The sequence below is a fragment of the Streptomyces sp. NPDC044002 genome (assembly GCF_056434525.1).
Genome location: NZ_JBWKEZ010000075.1, coordinates 20,129 through 34,819 on the forward strand (window position 1 = coordinate 20,129; position 14,691 = coordinate 34,819).

13 protein-coding genes are annotated in these 14,691 nt (G+C 75.6%); 4 read left to right on the plus strand and 9 right to left on the minus strand.

Annotated elements, in window-relative coordinates; translation table 11 throughout:
- Nucleotides 1–2 precede the first annotated feature (2 nt).
- The 7 genes from AC07A6_RS35505 to AC07A6_RS35535 form a co-directional block, all read right to left on the minus strand.
- Nucleotides 3–1,397, minus strand: coding sequence for a sensor histidine kinase (locus AC07A6_RS35505; protein WP_362463949.1), 1,395 nt, complete (start codon nt 1,395–1,397; stop codon nt 3–5).
- The gene (locus AC07A6_RS35510; protein ID WP_478779847.1) at nt 1,394–2,101 is read right to left on the minus strand and encodes a response regulator transcription factor; all 708 of its coding nucleotides are present in this window, start codon (nt 2,099–2,101) and stop codon (nt 1,394–1,396) included. Before AC07A6_RS35510 ends, AC07A6_RS35505 begins: the two co-directional genes overlap by 4 nt.
- A 49-nt stretch (nt 2,102–2,150) precedes the next feature.
- Nucleotides 2,151–3,542 carry an MFS transporter gene (locus AC07A6_RS35515; RefSeq protein WP_478779848.1) on the minus strand — a complete coding sequence of 464 codons (1,392 nt, stop codon included), beginning with the start codon at nt 3,540–3,542 and terminating at the stop codon, nt 2,151–2,153.
- A gap of 148 nt (nt 3,543–3,690) precedes the next feature.
- The gene (locus AC07A6_RS35520) at nt 3,691–4,854 is read right to left on the minus strand and encodes an alpha/beta hydrolase family protein (protein WP_478779849.1); all 1,164 of its coding nucleotides are present in this window, start codon (nt 4,852–4,854) and stop codon (nt 3,691–3,693) included.
- A 384-nt stretch (nt 4,855–5,238) separates the two neighbouring features.
- On the minus strand, nt 5,239–7,953 hold the full coding sequence (locus tag AC07A6_RS35525; protein ID WP_478779850.1) for a glycoside hydrolase family 2 protein: 2,715 nt from the start codon (nt 7,951–7,953) through the stop codon (nt 5,239–5,241).
- 385 nt (nt 7,954–8,338) lie between these two features.
- Nucleotides 8,339–9,199: an RICIN domain-containing protein gene (locus AC07A6_RS35530; protein WP_478779851.1), complete on the minus strand. Its 861-nt coding sequence runs from the start codon at nt 9,197–9,199 to the stop codon at nt 8,339–8,341.
- Between the two features lie 37 nt (nt 9,200–9,236).
- Nucleotides 9,237–10,178 (minus strand): LysR family transcriptional regulator, encoded by a 942-nt coding sequence (locus AC07A6_RS35535; protein WP_478779852.1) that lies wholly within the window; start codon nt 10,176–10,178, stop codon nt 9,237–9,239.
- Between the two features lie 58 nt (nt 10,179–10,236).
- On the opposite strand from AC07A6_RS35535, the gene AC07A6_RS35540 reads away from it, so the two are divergent.
- Both AC07A6_RS35540 and AC07A6_RS35545 read left to right on the plus strand, forming a co-directional pair.
- A complete protein-coding gene (locus tag AC07A6_RS35540) occupies nt 10,237–11,049 on the plus strand; it encodes an NAD(P)-dependent oxidoreductase (protein ID WP_478779853.1) in 813 nt (270 codons plus the stop codon).
- Between the two features lie 19 nt (nt 11,050–11,068).
- Nucleotides 11,069–11,671, plus strand: a complete 603-nt coding sequence (locus AC07A6_RS35545; protein WP_362463930.1) for a 2'-5' RNA ligase family protein — start codon at nt 11,069–11,071, stop codon at nt 11,669–11,671.
- A 9-nt stretch (nt 11,672–11,680) separates the two neighbouring features.
- Here AC07A6_RS35545 and AC07A6_RS35550 read toward each other — a convergent pair whose 3' ends face one another.
- Complete coding sequence (locus AC07A6_RS35550; protein ID WP_478779854.1) at nt 11,681–12,511, minus strand: dienelactone hydrolase family protein; 831 nt, start codon at nt 12,509–12,511, stop codon at nt 11,681–11,683.
- A gap of 115 nt (nt 12,512–12,626) precedes the next feature.
- Between AC07A6_RS35550 and AC07A6_RS35555 the strand changes: the two genes are divergently transcribed.
- A complete protein-coding gene (locus AC07A6_RS35555) occupies nt 12,627–13,235 on the plus strand; it encodes a GNAT family N-acetyltransferase (RefSeq protein WP_362463924.1) in 609 nt (202 codons plus the stop codon).
- A 48-nt stretch (nt 13,236–13,283) separates the two neighbouring features.
- On the opposite strand, the gene AC07A6_RS35560 is transcribed toward AC07A6_RS35555, so the two are convergent.
- Nucleotides 13,284–13,910: a hypothetical protein gene (locus AC07A6_RS35560; protein WP_478779855.1), complete on the minus strand. Its 627-nt coding sequence runs from the start codon at nt 13,908–13,910 to the stop codon at nt 13,284–13,286.
- Between the two features lie 156 nt (nt 13,911–14,066).
- Here AC07A6_RS35560 and AC07A6_RS35565 point away from each other — a divergent pair, with 156 nt between their 5' ends.
- The gene (locus tag AC07A6_RS35565; protein ID WP_478779856.1) at nt 14,067–14,564 is read left to right on the plus strand and encodes a hypothetical protein; all 498 of its coding nucleotides are present in this window, start codon (nt 14,067–14,069) and stop codon (nt 14,562–14,564) included.
- Nucleotides 14,565–14,691 lie beyond the last annotated feature (127 nt).

Here is a 14,691-nt window from a genome sequence, read left to right on the forward strand (position 1 = left end):
CGTCACGGAGGCGGCAGCCGCAGCTCCACCACCAGCCCGCGCGGCAGGTTCCCGCCGACGCCGAGCCGGCCGCCGCTGATCCGCGCGATCTCCTCAGCGATGGCCAGCCCCAGCCCGCTGCCGCGCACGTTCTGGTGCTCCGGCGCGCGGGCGAACCGCCTCGGCAGCAGCTCCAGCTGCTCCTCGGGGACCCCCGGCCCGTCATCGGCGACCCGCACCACCGCCGAACCGTCCGCGGCCCGCCCGGCGCACACCTCGACCCGGCCGCCGCGCGGCACGAACTTCACCGCGTTGTCCAGGGCCGCGTCCAGGACCCGGCCCGCCGCGTCCGGCAGGGCACGGGCCGGCAACTCCCCGGCCGGGCCGCGGACCGCCAGCTCCAGACCGGCCGCCCGGAACACCGGCAGCCAGGCGCGCACCCGCTCCCGCACCGCCGCGGCCACGTCCTGCTCGCGCAGCTCCGGCGCCGCCGACTCCACCCGGGCCAGCGCCAGCAGCCCGTCGAGCAGCTCCTCCAGCCGCTCCGTCTCCTCCAGCGCGCGACCGTGCTCGGCCCGGCCGGGACCGGGGGCGACGTGCGGCTCGACGTTCTCCAGCTGGAGCACCAGCGTCGCCAGCGGGTTGCGCAGCTGGTGCGAGGCGTCGGCGACGAAGTCCCGCTGGCGGGAGATGGAGTCGGCCAGGGCCTGCGCCATCGCGTTGAAGTGCCGCCGCAGCCGCCGCAGTTCCGGCGGACCGGCGTCCGAGACCGCCCGCGCGTGCAGACTGCCGGCGGCCAGCCCCTCCACCGCCCGGTCCAGGTCGAGCAGCGGCCGCATCAGCCAGCGCGTGATCCCCGCCGCCACCAGCGCCGCCGCGGCGAAGGCGGCCGCCGCCCCGGCCGCGATGAGCGACCAGCGGACCGTGACGTCCCGCCGGGCGGCGTCCGTCGGCACCGCCAGCAGCACCGCCCCGCTGACCCGCTCGTCCCGCCCCACCGGCTCCGCGAGCACCACCCGCCCCGGACCCCAGGGCCGCACCGTCGGCAGCCGGTCGGTGGAACGCCCCGTCAGCGCCCGGTCCCGGGCCTCGGCCGCCGCGGAGGCCCCCGCCCCCGTGAGCGCCGCCCGCGCCGCCCCCGAACCGGCCCGCGCCACCGTCGCCCCCGACGGGTCCACGACCACCACCGCGGCCCCGTACAGCTCGGCGTACCGGCCGATCTCGGCCGACAGCTCCGCCCGGTCGGCGGCCGTGCCCGTCCGGTCGGCGAGGTCGGCGAAGCGGACGGCCTCCGAACGCCGTTGCAGCAGCAGGTGCTCGGTCCGCCCGCGCGCGTACGAGTCCGCCAGCGGCACGCACAGCAGCAGCGCGGCGGCCCCCATGAGCACCATCAGCACCGCGAGGAGCCTGCGCCTCACGCGCCGGCGCCCCGGTCCGGACACCCGGCGGCGGAGCCCAGCTGGTAGCCGAACCCGCGCACCGTGCGCACCAGCCCGGACCGGCCCGTCTTCGCCCGGATCCCCGCGACGTGCACGTCCAGCGAACGGGAGGCGGCCAGGAAGGCGTCGCCCCAGATCCGGTCCAGGATCTCCTCCCGGGAGTGCACCTCGTCGGGCCGCGCCGCCAGGAAGGCCAGCACGTCGAACTCCCGCCGCGTCAGCCGGACCTCGGCGCCGGCCACCGTGACGGTCCGGCCCGCCGGGTCCACCTCGACGTCCCCGCTGCGCACCGGCCCGCCCGCGTACCGCGCGGGCTCGGCCGCCGTGCGCCCGCCCGACCGGCGCCGCACGCTGTCGATCCGCGCCATCAGCTCGGCCATCCGGAACGGCTTGACCACGTAGTCGTCGGCGCCCGCCCGCAGCCCCTGCACCACGTCACGCTCCTCGCAGCGCGCCGTCACCACGATCAGCGGCGCGTCGCAGACCGTGCGCAGGCGGCGCAGCAGCTCCAGCCCGTCGAGATCGGGCAGCCCCAGGTCGAGCAGGACGAACTCGGCCTCGCGGACGTGCCGCAGGGCGTCCGCCGCCCGCGCCGCCCGGCGGACCGTGTGCCCCCGCTGGGCGAGGGCCGTGCCGAGGGCCCGGGCCATGCGGTCGTCGTCCTCGACGAGCAGTGCGTGCATCGGGCCCTCCGGACGGGTTCACGGGTTCACGGGTTCACGGGTTCGGGCATCAACGGGCGGCCCCGGCACCGGCCTTCGCCGACGCGGCACCACCCCCGGCCGCGCCCGCCTCAGCCGCCTCGGCCCGGCTCAGCGCCGCGTCGCGGGTGTCCGGCATCAGGAGGTAGGTCACCAGCGAGACCAGCGCGCAGCCGGACACGTACCAGAAGAACATCTTCTCGTGGCCGCCGCTCTTGAACCACAGGGCGACGTACTCTGCCGTGCCGCCGAACAGCGCGTTGGCGATCGCGTACGGCAGCGCCACGCCCAGGGCGCGCACCCGGGTCGGGAACAGCTCGGCCTTCACCGCCGCGTTGATCGAGGTGTAGCCGGTCACGATCACCAGGGCGAGCAGGGACAGTCCCAGCGCCGGCCAGTACGAGTCCGCAGAACCGAGGGCCGTCATGATCGGGTACGTGCCGAGCGTGCAGCCCACCGCGAAGGTGATCAGCAGCGGGCGGCGGCCGATCCGGTCGGACAGCATCCCGGCGAAGGGCTGGAGCACGGCGAAGAGGGCGAGGGCGGTGAAACTCACCAGCGTGGCCGTGGTCTTGGGCAGGCCGGCGCTGCCGACCAGGTACTTGGTGAGGTACGTGGTGTACGTGTAGTACGCGACGGTTCCGCCGAGGGTCAGCGCCATTACCAGGCCCGCCTGCCGCCGGTGCTGCCACAGCGCCTTCAGCGAGCCGCGCGGGCTGTCGTCGTGGGTGCCCCCCTCCTCGGACTCCTCCTTGAACGCGTCGGTCTCCTGGAGCCGCCGCCGCAGCCAGAACACCACCACCGCGAACAGGGCACCGAGGACGAACGGGATCCGCCACCCCCAGCTCGACAGCTGGGCCGCGGTCAGCGTGTGCTGCATCGTGATCAGGATGCCGAGGCCCAGCAGCTGCCCGCAGGTCATCGAGACGTACTGGAACGACGAGCCCAGCCCGCGGCGGTCACGGGCCGAGGCCTCGGTGAGGTACGTGGCGCTGGCCGCGTACTCGCCGCCGATGCTCAGCCCCTGGAGCAGCCGCGCCAGCAGCAGCACCAGGGCGCCGAAGTACCCGGCCTGGCCGTAGGTCGGCGCGACGGCGATCATCAGGGCCGCCACCGACATCATGGTGACGGTGAGGGTGAGCGCGCTCTTGCGCCCGTGCCGGTCCGCGGCCCGGCCCAGGATCCACCCGCCGACGGGGCGCATCAGGAAGCCCACCGCGAAGATGCCCGCCGTGTTCAGCAGCTGGGTGGTCGGGTTGTCGCCGGGGAAGAAGGAGTCGGCGAAGTAGATCGCGAAGCTCGCGTAGACGAACCAGTCGTACCACTCCACGAGGTTGCCGAGGGATCCGCCGATCAGGGCGAGGCGGCGCCTGGCGCGCTCCTCCCGGTGCGGCGACCCGTGCGTGACGGCGGACGAGGACATGGCGGCTCCAGACGGAAGTCCCTGATGGGAGGGGGGAACGCCCCGGACGAGGGGGGTGTCCAGAGCATGGATCCGGTGCCGGACCCGGACAAGGCCCGGCACCGAGATCTAACGTTCCGCTAAGGAACCCGCGCCCGCCGCGGCCGGCTCAGGGCCGGTGGAACCGCACCTCCGGGTAGCGCTGCGACGGCCCGTCGAGCAGCGGGGCCGCCCGGCACCCCAGGTGCGTCTCGACGAACGCGGACACGTAGGCGCGGGTGACGGCGTCGGCCCGGTCTCCGTCCAGGGCCTGGAAGGAGCGGATGCCGAGCTGCTTGGTCAGGACCGCCAGGTCGGTGAAGGACAGGTGCTGGGTGCCGTCGACGGTCAGCCAGCGCTTCCAGCCGGTCGCCGCGTCCCAGGTCTTCTGCCAGCTGCCGTCGGAGCCGCCCGGCACGCGGCCCGGCTGTCCCAGCATCAGCAGCGGCCGGTCCAGGGGCCGGTCGGGCAGGACGTGGAAGCCGCCGTCCATGTTGACGCCCGCCTTGACGCGCGGGTCGGACAGCATGGCCGGGACCGTGCTGAAGCCGCCGGCCGAATGCCCGACCATCGCGATCCGGTCCGGGTCGACGGGCGCGCCGTCCTGCCACACCGGCTCCTTCCCGTCCTGCCCGGTGAGCCGGTCCAGCACGAAGGACACGTCGCGGGCGCGGACCGCCCCCACCTCGGGCCAGGGTGCCTTCCCGCAGGCGTCGCAGGTGGTCGTGTGCCCGTCGGGGAAGGTGATGGCGGTGGACTCGTGGTTGTGCCCGATCCCGGCGACGAGGTACCCCCGGCCGGCCAGTTCCTCCGCGAGGCCCGTCAGGGTGGCGCGGGGCATCCCGAAGCCGGGGGAGAGGACGACCAGCGGCAGCCCGCCGGGCACCCGCAGCGGTTTGGCGTCGACGGTCGCGTGCGTCACCACCCGGGTGAAGGCGTCGTCCGCCAGGACCACCCCGTTCGCGTCCAGGAAGGCCTTGTTCGCCTTCACGTAGAGGGCGGACTCCTGTCCGGTCATGTACGGCGCGGGCACCCCGGAGGGCCGCACCGCCGGATACCAGAGGGAGACCATCAGCTCCCGGCGCTCCCCGGGCACCCACGGATCGGCCCGGCCCGCGTCCTCCAGGTGCACCACGGTCCGGCCGACCGGCCGGTGCACGCCGGGCGCGGGCAGCGCCATCGCGGTGTCCGGCGGTTCCGGCACGGCCGCGGCGGCCCGCGCCGGGCCGGTGCCGGCGACCGTGCCGGCCATGAGCAGGGAGACGACCGCCGCGGCCAGGGTCCTGCGCTTCATCGAACTCGCTCCGTCCGTACGTTCGTTGATCGGAAGTCCGATGCTAGGGACCCGGACCGGCCGGGCCATCGGCCCACGGATGCAGATCCGCCGCCGCGTACCACCACGGATGTACGTCCGGGGCCGTAAGCCCCGCTCCTGCGGCCACCGGCACGGCAGGAGGACCGGCGTGCCGCAGACTGGCCGGCCGGTCGGCGCTCAGCGCACCGGACGCGGATACGGCGGCAGCCGCCGGACCAGGAGCCCGGTCGCGGCGGCGAGGGCGATCAGCAGCCGGCAGCAGCCCGCCAGGGCACTCAGGAACGCCGCCGGCCAGGAACAGCGGCGCCGCGGCCGCGGGCGCCGGGCCGGCACCGGGACCGTCCGGCCCCGGCACCCCCGCCCTCAGCCGGCCGGGACCGTCGTCGTCGGGGTGTTCCAGCCGGAGACCCGCAGGGCCGGGGTCGCGCCGTGGAGGTCGGCCGTGCGGTAGGCCGCCGTCAGCGTCGCCGATTCGCCCGGCCAGAGGGTGACCTGGTTGTCGCTCCACCGGACGGGCAGCAGCGGTTCGCCCGCCGCGCCCAGCAGGTGCACGTCGGTGAGCAGGGCCGGGGCGCTCCCCGTACCGGTGTGGCGCACGGTCACCGTCGTCGTCGACACCCCCTGGCCGTCGGCCGTCGTGGCGGCCGTCGCCGTCACGGCCGACCGCGGCATCGAGTTCAGCCCCTTGAGGTCGGCGTACGCGGTGGTCGGCGTGTGGTACCAGGTGCTCCTGGAGTAGTCGAGCACGTCGGCCCGGGTCGACAGCCAGTAGACGTTGCGGCTCACCTCCCGCCCGTCGGCGTCGGTGAGCAGCAGCCGCGCCAGGTGGGTGGTGGCGAGGCCCGGGACCGAGGCGGGCAGGGTCAGCGCGGTCGCGCTCGCCCCGCCGCCCGCCACGTCCAGGCCCGGCACCGTCCGGTCGTACCGCTGCGTGCCGTCGGGGTCGAAGAGCGTCACCCGCGCGGTCAGGCCCGAGGCCCCGGACGCACGGCTGTTGACGACCGACACGGCCCGGTTGTCGTATCCGTACTGGATGTGCAGCGGCTCGTTCGCCTTCTTCGCCCCGAAGTAGGCCCCGCCCTGGTCGAGGTAGCGGTCCACCAGCTGCCAGTGCAGCGACGTCCAGCCGCTGTTGAACATCCAGTACACGACCCCCGTCGACGGCGCGGAGGCGTCCTTCGCGTTGCGGGCGTACGCCTCGAACTGCGCCCGCACGGCCTCGTACTGGGCGAGCTGCGCCTTGCGCACGTAGTCCTCCAGGCCCGTCGGCGCGCCGTAACGGCCCGCCAGGGCCGCGTCGTACAGCCTGAGCGTCGAGAACGTGGACGAGGGCGAGCGGTGGTACTGGGCCGCCGAGGGGTCCTTCCACAGCGCCTCCAGCTCCGCCGGCGACATCATCCGGCGCAGGGTGTCCAGGGTCGGCACGTCCGGCCCGGCGCTGGTCTCGGAGTTGAAGCCGGTGGCCCCGCCCTCCCGCTTGGCGTACCAGTAGCCCGGCGGGACCCAGTCGTAGGGCCCGGTCATCTTCATGCCCGAGCGCCCCGTGACCGGCGAGGACCGGGCGGAGGCCGAGGGGATGACCGGGGCCGTCCAGTCGGCGGCCCGCAGCGCGTCGAGGTAGCCCTGCTCGATCGTGCGGTTCGGGGCGAAGTCGCTGCCGATCAGGAAGGAGGCCACGCTGGGGTGGTGGCGCAGCCGTGCGGCCTCGGCGGCCAGGGAGGCCTTCGCGACGGGGTAGTCGGCGCTCTCCCACCGCTCCCCGGCCTCCGAGCCGTTGACCTCGCCCTCCCACTTGTCGCAGCACTCCCATCCGGGGAGGGTGAGGATCCCGTACCGGTCGGCGAGGTCGAAGAACTCGTCCGGCTCGATGTGCCCCTCCAGGCGCAGCGCGTTCAGCCCGAGGTCGACGGCGTACTTGAGGCGGTCCTCCGCGTACCGGGCGTCCCACCGCAGGAACTCGTCGGGGGACCAGCCGCCGCCCCGGATCAGCAGCGGGCGCCCGTTCACCACGTACTGGCGCGCTCCGTCGGCGTTCAGCGGTGCCCGCACGTCGCGGATGCCGAAGGACTCGTGCGCGGTGTCGGAGGGCAGGCCGTCCACCGTAGCGGTCAGGTCGAGGGAGTACAGGGGCTGCCCGCCCATCGCGGCGGGCCACCACACGCGGGGCGACTCCAGCCGCAGCGCCGGGTGGTCGGCGGGGGAGAAGACCACGGTCCGGGTCTCGTGCGGGGCGAGGGTGACGCTGCGGCTGACGGAGGCCGGGCCGACGGTGCCCGCGACCGTGGTGGTGACGGCGGCCGCCGAGTCGTTGCGCACCCGGGCCTTGACGGTCAGTTCGGCCGAGGACATCGAGGGCAGCGCCAGGGAGGTCACCACGTGCGCGTCGCGCAGGGCGACCGGGCCGCTCCGGCGCACGGTGACGTCGCGGACGATCCCCATGTTCTCGTCGGGCGGCGGCTGCAGCCAGTCGAGCCAGCCCATCGTGAGGCGCTTGCGCGGGTTGTTGGGCTGGATCCGGAACGCGACCGTATTGGTGCCCGCCCTGACCAGCTCGGTGACGTCGAGTTCGTGCCGGGTGTAGGTGCCGCTCACGGTGCTGCTGCCGGCGACCAGGCGCCCGTTGACGTAGACGTCGGCGGCGGAGACCACCCCGCTGAAGTCCAGGTACGTACGGGCGTTCGTGTCGGCGACGAGGAAGTCGGACCGGTACCACCACGGCACGGTGAAGTCCCCGGCCGGGATCCGCTTCTGGTTGGTGGAGTAGAAGGGGTCGGGGTGGACCCCGGCCGCGAGCAGTGCCGCGAGCACGGTGGACCGGGAGCCGGCGGGGTACCAGCCCGTGGCCGCGTATCCGGGGCTGGACACGGCGGCGGCGGTGTCCGCGACCTTCGCCGTCGACTGGATCGCGTACCCGGCCAGGGCCGTCGCGGTCCCCGGCGCCGCCGCGACGGCGGTCGCCGGGGGCGGCGGTACGGGCGCGGGCGCCGCGGGGGCGGCCCCGGCGGCCAGGAGGAGGACCAGCGAGCCGGCGGCGAGGGCGGCGGTCCGCGCGTACGCGGGGGCGGGGCGGTACGGCACGGGGGGACCTCCCGTGGGACGGAACGCGGGTGGGGGATTCCGCGCGGAGTCTGTCACGCCCCGGCCCCCGGACCCGGCACGCCGGCCCCCGCCCGGCGCGCCCCGGCGGCCGCGCGGGCGCCTGCCGGCTGACACGCCGCGGCCTGGACCGTCCCGGGGCTCAGGTGACGACGGCGGGCGACGTCGTACAGGTCGCACCGACGGGCCGGCCGTCTTCGACCCCTGGCACCGGAGCGCGGGGCACCGGCTCCCGGGGGGTGTCCGCGAAGCCGCGCCTGCTCCGCGACGCCCAGCACACCGCCGGCGGGGCCACGGGGGCCGGACTCCGGGTGGGTGGCGCTTATTCGAGGGCACCCGCTGGGTTTCCCGGCGCGGGACCCGGACGTCAGCGGGCGGTCAGCCGCCACTGGCGCTCGGGCCGGCTCCCGCACGGGGCCTGGACGACGGCCGCGGCCTGCCGGGTGTCCGCCCCGGCGACCGTCAGGCACAGCCCGCTGTTGTCGTTGACGACCCGGTACAGCGGCCGCCCGGAGTCGTCGGAGCCGTCACGGTCGAGCCGCCACAGGTGGTCGGGGTAGTCGCCGCACGGGAACTGGTTGACCACGACGCCCGCGGCCCTGTCCGCGGCGGGTACGGCCGCGCAGAAGCCGCTGTTGTCGTTGACCACCCGGTACACGGGCCCGGCACCGCCGCGCCCCCACGGCTCGACGCGCCAGAAGTGGTCGGGGAAGTTCCCGCAGCCGAACTGGTTGAGCGCGACGACCTCGGTGCTCGCTCCGGGCACCGCCAGGCAGAAACCGCTGTTCCGGTTCACGATCCGCACCGGCACGCCCACGGGCAGCCCCTCCGCCTTCGCAGCCGTGTCCCGGTCCCCGCCACCGCCGCCCGTGGCCGACGGCCCCGGGGTGGCGGCCGGGGCGGGCGCCGGCGGCTTCGCGGTCGGTGCGGCCGGGGAGGCCCACGGATCCGGCCCCGGCGTCCCGGACCCGGACGGCGTCACGGCCGGGGACGGGGACGGCGTCGGAGCGGCGGGAGCAGCACCACCCGTCCGTACGTCGGACGGCGGCGCACCCGGGGCCGCCGGGGCCGTCCGCTGCTGCGCCGCGAGGACCGTGGCCAGCACGCCGGCCAGCGGTATCACGACACCGACCACCCACCAGGCCCACCGCGGCGGGGCGTGCCCCGGCCCGCCGCCCGCCGGGGCCGCCCCCGCCGCCGTTCTGCCCGCCTCGGAGTCCTCCGACATGTCCGCCCCCCCGGTTCACATCGCTTCGGGACCAGTATCACTGACGGCTCGTCGGACGGGCGGACGCGGTCCCCGCGGCCGGTTCCGTCCGCCCGGCGGCGGCGGACCGCAGCAGGGAGAGGAAGGCCCCCACCGCGGGGGAGTGCCGCAGCCCGCGCGGGGTGCCGGCGTACACCTTCCGGCAGGGCAGGTCCGCCGGGTCGACCGGGACGAGGACGACGTCCGGCCGCACCGCCCCGGCCGCCAGCTCCGGCAACACCGTGATGCCGAGCCCGGCGGCGACGAAGCCCTGCTTGGCGGTCCAGTCGTTGACCCGGAAGGCCACGCGCGGCAGGAAGCCGGCCGCCAACGCGGGTGCCAGCAGGGTCTGGTCGGGACGGACGTCCCCCTCGATCCAGTCCTCGCCGGCCAGTTCGGACAGGCGCAGCACCACGCGGTCCGCGCAGCGGTGGCCGCGCGGCAGCGCCACGTACATGGGCTCGTCCAGCAGGTGGTACAGCTCCGGGCCGGGCAGCGCGATCCCGGCGGGCGTGCTCAGCACGGCCAGGTCGAGGCCGCCCTCGGCCAGCAGCGCCGCGTGCTTGGCGGTGGGCCCCTCCGAGTGGACGACGGTGACGCCCGGGTACCGCTCCCCGAAGGCGGCCAGGGCGCGCGGGACCAGGGACACGTTGGCGGCGGCGAAGGCCCCGATCCGCAGCGTGCCGCCGCCGAGGGAGCGCAGCGAGGCCAGCTCCGCGCGTGCCGCCCGCAGCCGCTCCCGCAGGCCCTCGGCGTGCGGGAGCAGGACGCGCCCGGCCTCGGTCAGCCGCACCCCGCGCGGCAGACGGTCGAACAGGGCGGTGCCCCACTCCTCCTCCAGGGCCTGGACCTGACGTGAGACGGCGGACTGGGTGTACCCGAGGGACCGGGCGGCGGCGGTGAAGGAGCCGTCCCGGGCCACCCGCAGGAACACCTCGTACAAGCCATGTGGTTCGGGCATGGCAGCCATGCTAGACATTCGCTTGTCGCATGTCTCGGCGCCTCCTAACGTCGGGGCCATGGAGAAGATCGCATTCCTCGGCCTCGGCAGCATGGGCCTGCCCATGGCCCGTCGCCTGCTCGCCGCCGGCCACCCGCTCACCGTCTGGAACCGCACCCCGTACAAGGCCGGCCCGCTGGTCGCGGCCGGGGCCCGCCTCGCGGACGGCCCGGGGGAGGCCGTCCGCGGGGCCGACGTCGTCATCACGATGCTCGCCGACCCGGCCGCCGCCCGTGCCGTGGCCGACGCCGTCATCCCGGCCCTGCGGCCCGGCGTCCACTGGATCGACACCTCGACGGTGGGGCCCGACACGGTCGCCGAGCTGACGGCCCGCCTCCCGGAGGGGGTCTCGCTGACCGACGCGCCGGTGATGGGCAGCGTGGACCGGGCGGAGGCCGGTCAGCTGTGGGTCCTGGCGGGCGGACCGCTGCCCGACCCGGTGCGCGGGGTCCTGGACCGGCTCGGAGAGGTCACCGAATGCGGCGGCCCCGGCGCCGGGGCCGCCCTCAAACTGGTCCTCATCAACGCGGTGATCGGCGGTGTGGCCCTGGTGTCCGAGGCCCTCCGCCTCGGCCAGTCCCTCGGACTCCCCGCCGACCTGGTCCGCGGCGAACTGGCCAGGGGCCCGCTGGCGGGAGCGGTCGCCCGCACCTTCGCCGACGGCTCCCACTTCCCGGTGGCCCTGGCCGCGAAGGACGTCGCGCTGGCCCTGGACACCGCGGCCACCCCGCTGCCGCTGCTGCGGGCGGTCCACGGCGAGCTCACCGTCCGCCCCGAGCTGGCCGGCCAGGACCTCTCCCGCATCCGTCCCCTGACACCCCTGTGGGACTGACCGGGGGCATGATGGCGGGATGAGCCCGCCCCCGGCCGCCGGCGGCCCGGCCGCCGGGGTCCCCGAGATCCTGGACGTCGCCCCCACCCCCCGGACCGCCGTCGTGTGGCTCCCGCCGCCCGGGCTGTGGCCGCCCGTCCAGGACATCCGGGCGGAGCACGACCCCCAGATCCGCCGCTGGCCGCCCCACGTGAACCTGCTCTTCGGCTTCGTGCCGGAGGAAGACTTCCCGGCGGCCGTGCCGCTGCTGGCGGCGGCCGCGGCGCGCTGCGAGCCCTTCGCCGTCCGCCTCAGCGGGGTGCGCGCCTTCCGCCACCGGGCCTACGCGACCGTGTGGCTCGACCCCGCGGCGGCGGGCGAACGCCCCTGGACGGCGCTCCAGGAGTCCCTGGCGGAGCCCTTCCCCCGCTGCCGGGGGCGGTTCCCGCACTTCACCCCGCACCTGTCGCTGGGCCGCACCCGCGACCCGCGCCGGCTGGTCCCGGAGTGCGCCGCCCGCCTGGGCTCCCTGTCCGCCCGGGTGGACGAGGTGGTGCTGCTCTCCCGCCGGGGCGAGGGGCCGATGCGCTCCCGCGTCACGATCGCCCTCGGTACGGGGGAGACGGCCTGGCGCCACGCCTGAGCGTCGGGGTCAGCCCGGCCCGGCCGTCAGCAGCCGGGTCCGGAACAGGTCGAGGACGGTGTCCAGGGCCTGCCGCGTGGGCTGTCCCGGCTCGTCGACCAGGTGCTCCGTCAGGACGGAGTGCGGGGGCAGCGCGGCGTCGGGGTTCGCCGCGGCGTCGTCCAGCTCCACGGCGACGAACGCGTCGCCCAGCTCGCGGCGCAGGTGGGCGAACCGGTCGCCGGGCACCAGCCGGTCGCCCCGGAAGCGCAGGCCGAGCACCTGCAGGCCCTCGCGCTCGCAGCGCCCGCGCACGACGGCCAGGTCCTCGGGGGAGATGTCGATGCGGCCGGCCCGGCCGGGGGTGAGGGCCAGCGGCAGCGACGGCTGGGACAGCACCGGGGCGAGCAGGCGCGGGTCGGTCGCCATGGCCAGCGCGAACCCGCCGGTCAGGCACATCCCGACGGCGCCGACGCCGGGGCCGCCGCAGCGTTCGTGTTCGGCGGCGGCGAGCGCCCGGAGCCACGACACCACCTTCGACGTGCGCCCGGTGGCCAGCAGGGTGAACTCCCGGCTCACGCACACCCGCAGCATGGACGAAGCCGCGTAACTCCCGGCCTTCGCCCAGCCCGCGGTACGGGGATCCGCGTCCCGGCCGGGTTCGCCGAAGAGCACCGGCAGCACGGCGGTGAAGCCCGCCTCCGCCACCCGTCCGGCGAACTCCAGGACCTTGGGCGTGATGCCCGGGATCTCCGCGATGACGATCACCGCCGGGCCCGAGCCCCGGCGCAGCAGCCGCCGGGTGGTGCCGTCGTGCGTGAACGTGCCCCTGGTGAAGCCGGTCAGGTCGTGATCTGCCACGGGTCCCCCGTTCCCTCCGGTCGAATCCTCTTGGGCGACCACCAAGTTACCGGTACGTAGACGCTCGTGGTCAACAGGACCCCCCGGGTCCGACGCAAGATCATCCGTATGCAGAATGACCCGTATGTCGATGACAAACCTGCCGAAGACGGCCACCGTTGACGACGCCCCGTCGATCAGCCTTGCCCTGGCCCGCGCCTTCCACGACGACCCGATGATGATGTGGTTCTTCCCCGCCGCGGACGCGCGCGAGGAGAACCTGACGCGGTACTTCAGCACCATCTACACGCGCCAGTACGTCCGGCACGGCGTGTGCGAGCGCACCGACGCGGCGGCCGCCTTCTGGGTGTCGCCGGAGGGGCACGAGAAGTCCGTCCCCGACGCGGAGACCATCCGGGAGCTCACGGAGATCCTCGGCGACCGGGCCCACCTGTTCCGCGACGCCGTCGAGCTGGCCGCCCGGCACGCGCCGCAGGAGCCGCACTGGTACCTGGCGCTGATCGGCGCGGACCCGGCCGGCCAGGGCCAGGGCCACGGGTCCGCGCTGCTGCGCTCGGGCCTGGCCAAGGCCGACGCGGCGGGCCTGCCCGTCTACCTGGAGTCCTCCAAGCCGTCCAACCTGCCCGTCTACGAGCACTTCGGCTTCGAGGTCCTGGGCGAGGTCGAGCTCCCGGGCGGCGGCCCGACCCTCTGGGCCATGCGCCGCGCACCCCGCACCGCCTGAGCACCCGCGTTCCTCCCCGGCCCGTGCGACGGGCCGGGGAGGAACGGTTCAGCAGTCGAACCAGACGGTGAGCCGGACGTTCTCGTCCCCGTGCAGCGCGGCCAGGGTCTCCATCACCGTCCAGACCGGCCTCCATGCGCCGTCGGGCGGCACCGCCCCGCGCCGGGTCATCCGCTCCACGCGGTAGCGCAGGTCGTCGCCGTCCGGCCACTGCGTGCCCTCCGGCCAGTCGTGCTCCTCGTACCGGACCAGCCTGCCCGGGTCGCGCTGCCGGTTCAGGCCGGCCACCTCGGCGACCCGGGGGCTCCAGGCGGCCTTGCCCGTCATCACCCAGCCGTCCGGGGTGCGCCGGTACTCGTGGATCCGCGCGTCCACCCGCTCCGCCGGCTCCGACCAGTCGACCCGCTTGAGCTCCGCCCAGCCGATCCAGGTGGCGCCGTGCGCGTCCCGTCCCCAGCCCGCGAACTCCTCGCGGACCGCCGGGGCGACGTCCTCGGGCAGCCCCCGCCCCTCCGCCAGGGGCCGGAAGCCCGCGAAGTTGCGTACGCCGAAGAGGCAGCCGAAGGCGTCGTAGTCCCGGCCGCCGTACAGCAGCCCGAGGTCGATCGCGGCGCTCCACGGCTCGTCGCCCCGGCTGTCCGTGCACTCCACGAACCCGTGTATGTCCGTTCCCATGGACGGCGATTCTCCGGACGGGACGCCGCGCCCGGCAACGGGTTTACGGCCGCTGCCCGTCCCCGGCGCCCGCTGCGGGTGCGGGGCGCGGCCGGATGCGGAAAGCTGGGCAGTGCCGCGGCACCGGCGGCGGGACGGACCGGCGAGGAGGGGCGGATGGACGCCATGGAAGCTTCGCGTGGGACCCGGCCCGTACGGGTGCGCCGGTCCGGTGTGGGCCGGCACGGTGTGCGCAGGGCTGCGCTGCTGTGCGCGCTCGCGGCCCTCGCGGCGGCCGCCGTCCCGGCCTCCGCCGCCCGCGCCCCCGCGGCCCCGGACCCGCTCGTGGTGGTCGACTGCTTCGACAAGCCCCAGGTCCGCCCCGAGGAGTACCTGCTGGCCTGCGGCGACGGCAACAACCGGCTCGTCGGGCTGCGCTGGGAGAGCTGGGGGCCGGGCACCGCCACCGCCACCGGGACCGACATGGTCAACGACTGCCGCCCGTACTGCGCGGCCGGGCACTTCCGCGCCTACCCGGTGACGGTGACCCTCAGCAAGCCCCAGACCTGGCCCGAGCACCCCGACGTCCGGCGCTTCACCACGATCCGGCTGCTCTACACCGGCGCCGCCCCGCACCCGGTCCCCAAGGACGTGACGTACAAGCTCGTGTACTGAACCCCGGACGTGCGAAGGGCCGGGCCGGGGGGCCGGAGGGGGCCGGGCAGGCCCTTTTTGTCGACATCCTCCCAGGGGGGCGGCGCTGACGAAAGCCCGCAAGAAATTGTTTCGGGGGAGGGGCGTC

What these genes read in the sequence shown, in the direction of transcription:
- AC07A6_RS35510 (WP_478779847.1), bottom strand. Translation starts at nt 2,101, where the DNA reads ATGCACGCACTGCTCGTCGAGGACGACGACCGCATGGCCCGGGCCCTC.
- AC07A6_RS35515 (WP_478779848.1), bottom strand. Translation starts at nt 3,542, where the DNA reads ATGTCCTCGTCCGCCGTCACGCACGGGTCGCCGCACCGGGAGGAGCGC.
- AC07A6_RS35520 (WP_478779849.1), bottom strand. Translation starts at nt 4,854, where the DNA reads ATGAAGCGCAGGACCCTGGCCGCGGCGGTCGTCTCCCTGCTCATGGCC.
- AC07A6_RS35530 (WP_478779851.1), bottom strand. Translation starts at nt 9,199, where the DNA reads ATGTCGGAGGACTCCGAGGCGGGCAGAACGGCGGCGGGGGCGGCCCCG.
- AC07A6_RS35535 (WP_478779852.1), bottom strand. Translation starts at nt 10,178, where the DNA reads ATGCCCGAACCACATGGCTTGTACGAGGTGTTCCTGCGGGTGGCCCGG.
- AC07A6_RS35540 (WP_478779853.1), top strand. Translation starts at nt 10,237, where the DNA reads ATGGAGAAGATCGCATTCCTCGGCCTCGGCAGCATGGGCCTGCCCATG.
- AC07A6_RS35545 (WP_362463930.1), top strand. Translation starts at nt 11,069, where the DNA reads ATGAGCCCGCCCCCGGCCGCCGGCGGCCCGGCCGCCGGGGTCCCCGAG.
- AC07A6_RS35555 (WP_362463924.1), top strand. Translation starts at nt 12,627, where the DNA reads ATGACCCGTATGTCGATGACAAACCTGCCGAAGACGGCCACCGTTGAC.
- AC07A6_RS35560 (WP_478779855.1), bottom strand. Translation starts at nt 13,910, where the DNA reads ATGGGAACGGACATACACGGGTTCGTGGAGTGCACGGACAGCCGGGGC.
- AC07A6_RS35565 (WP_478779856.1), top strand. Translation starts at nt 14,067, where the DNA reads ATGGACGCCATGGAAGCTTCGCGTGGGACCCGGCCCGTACGGGTGCGC.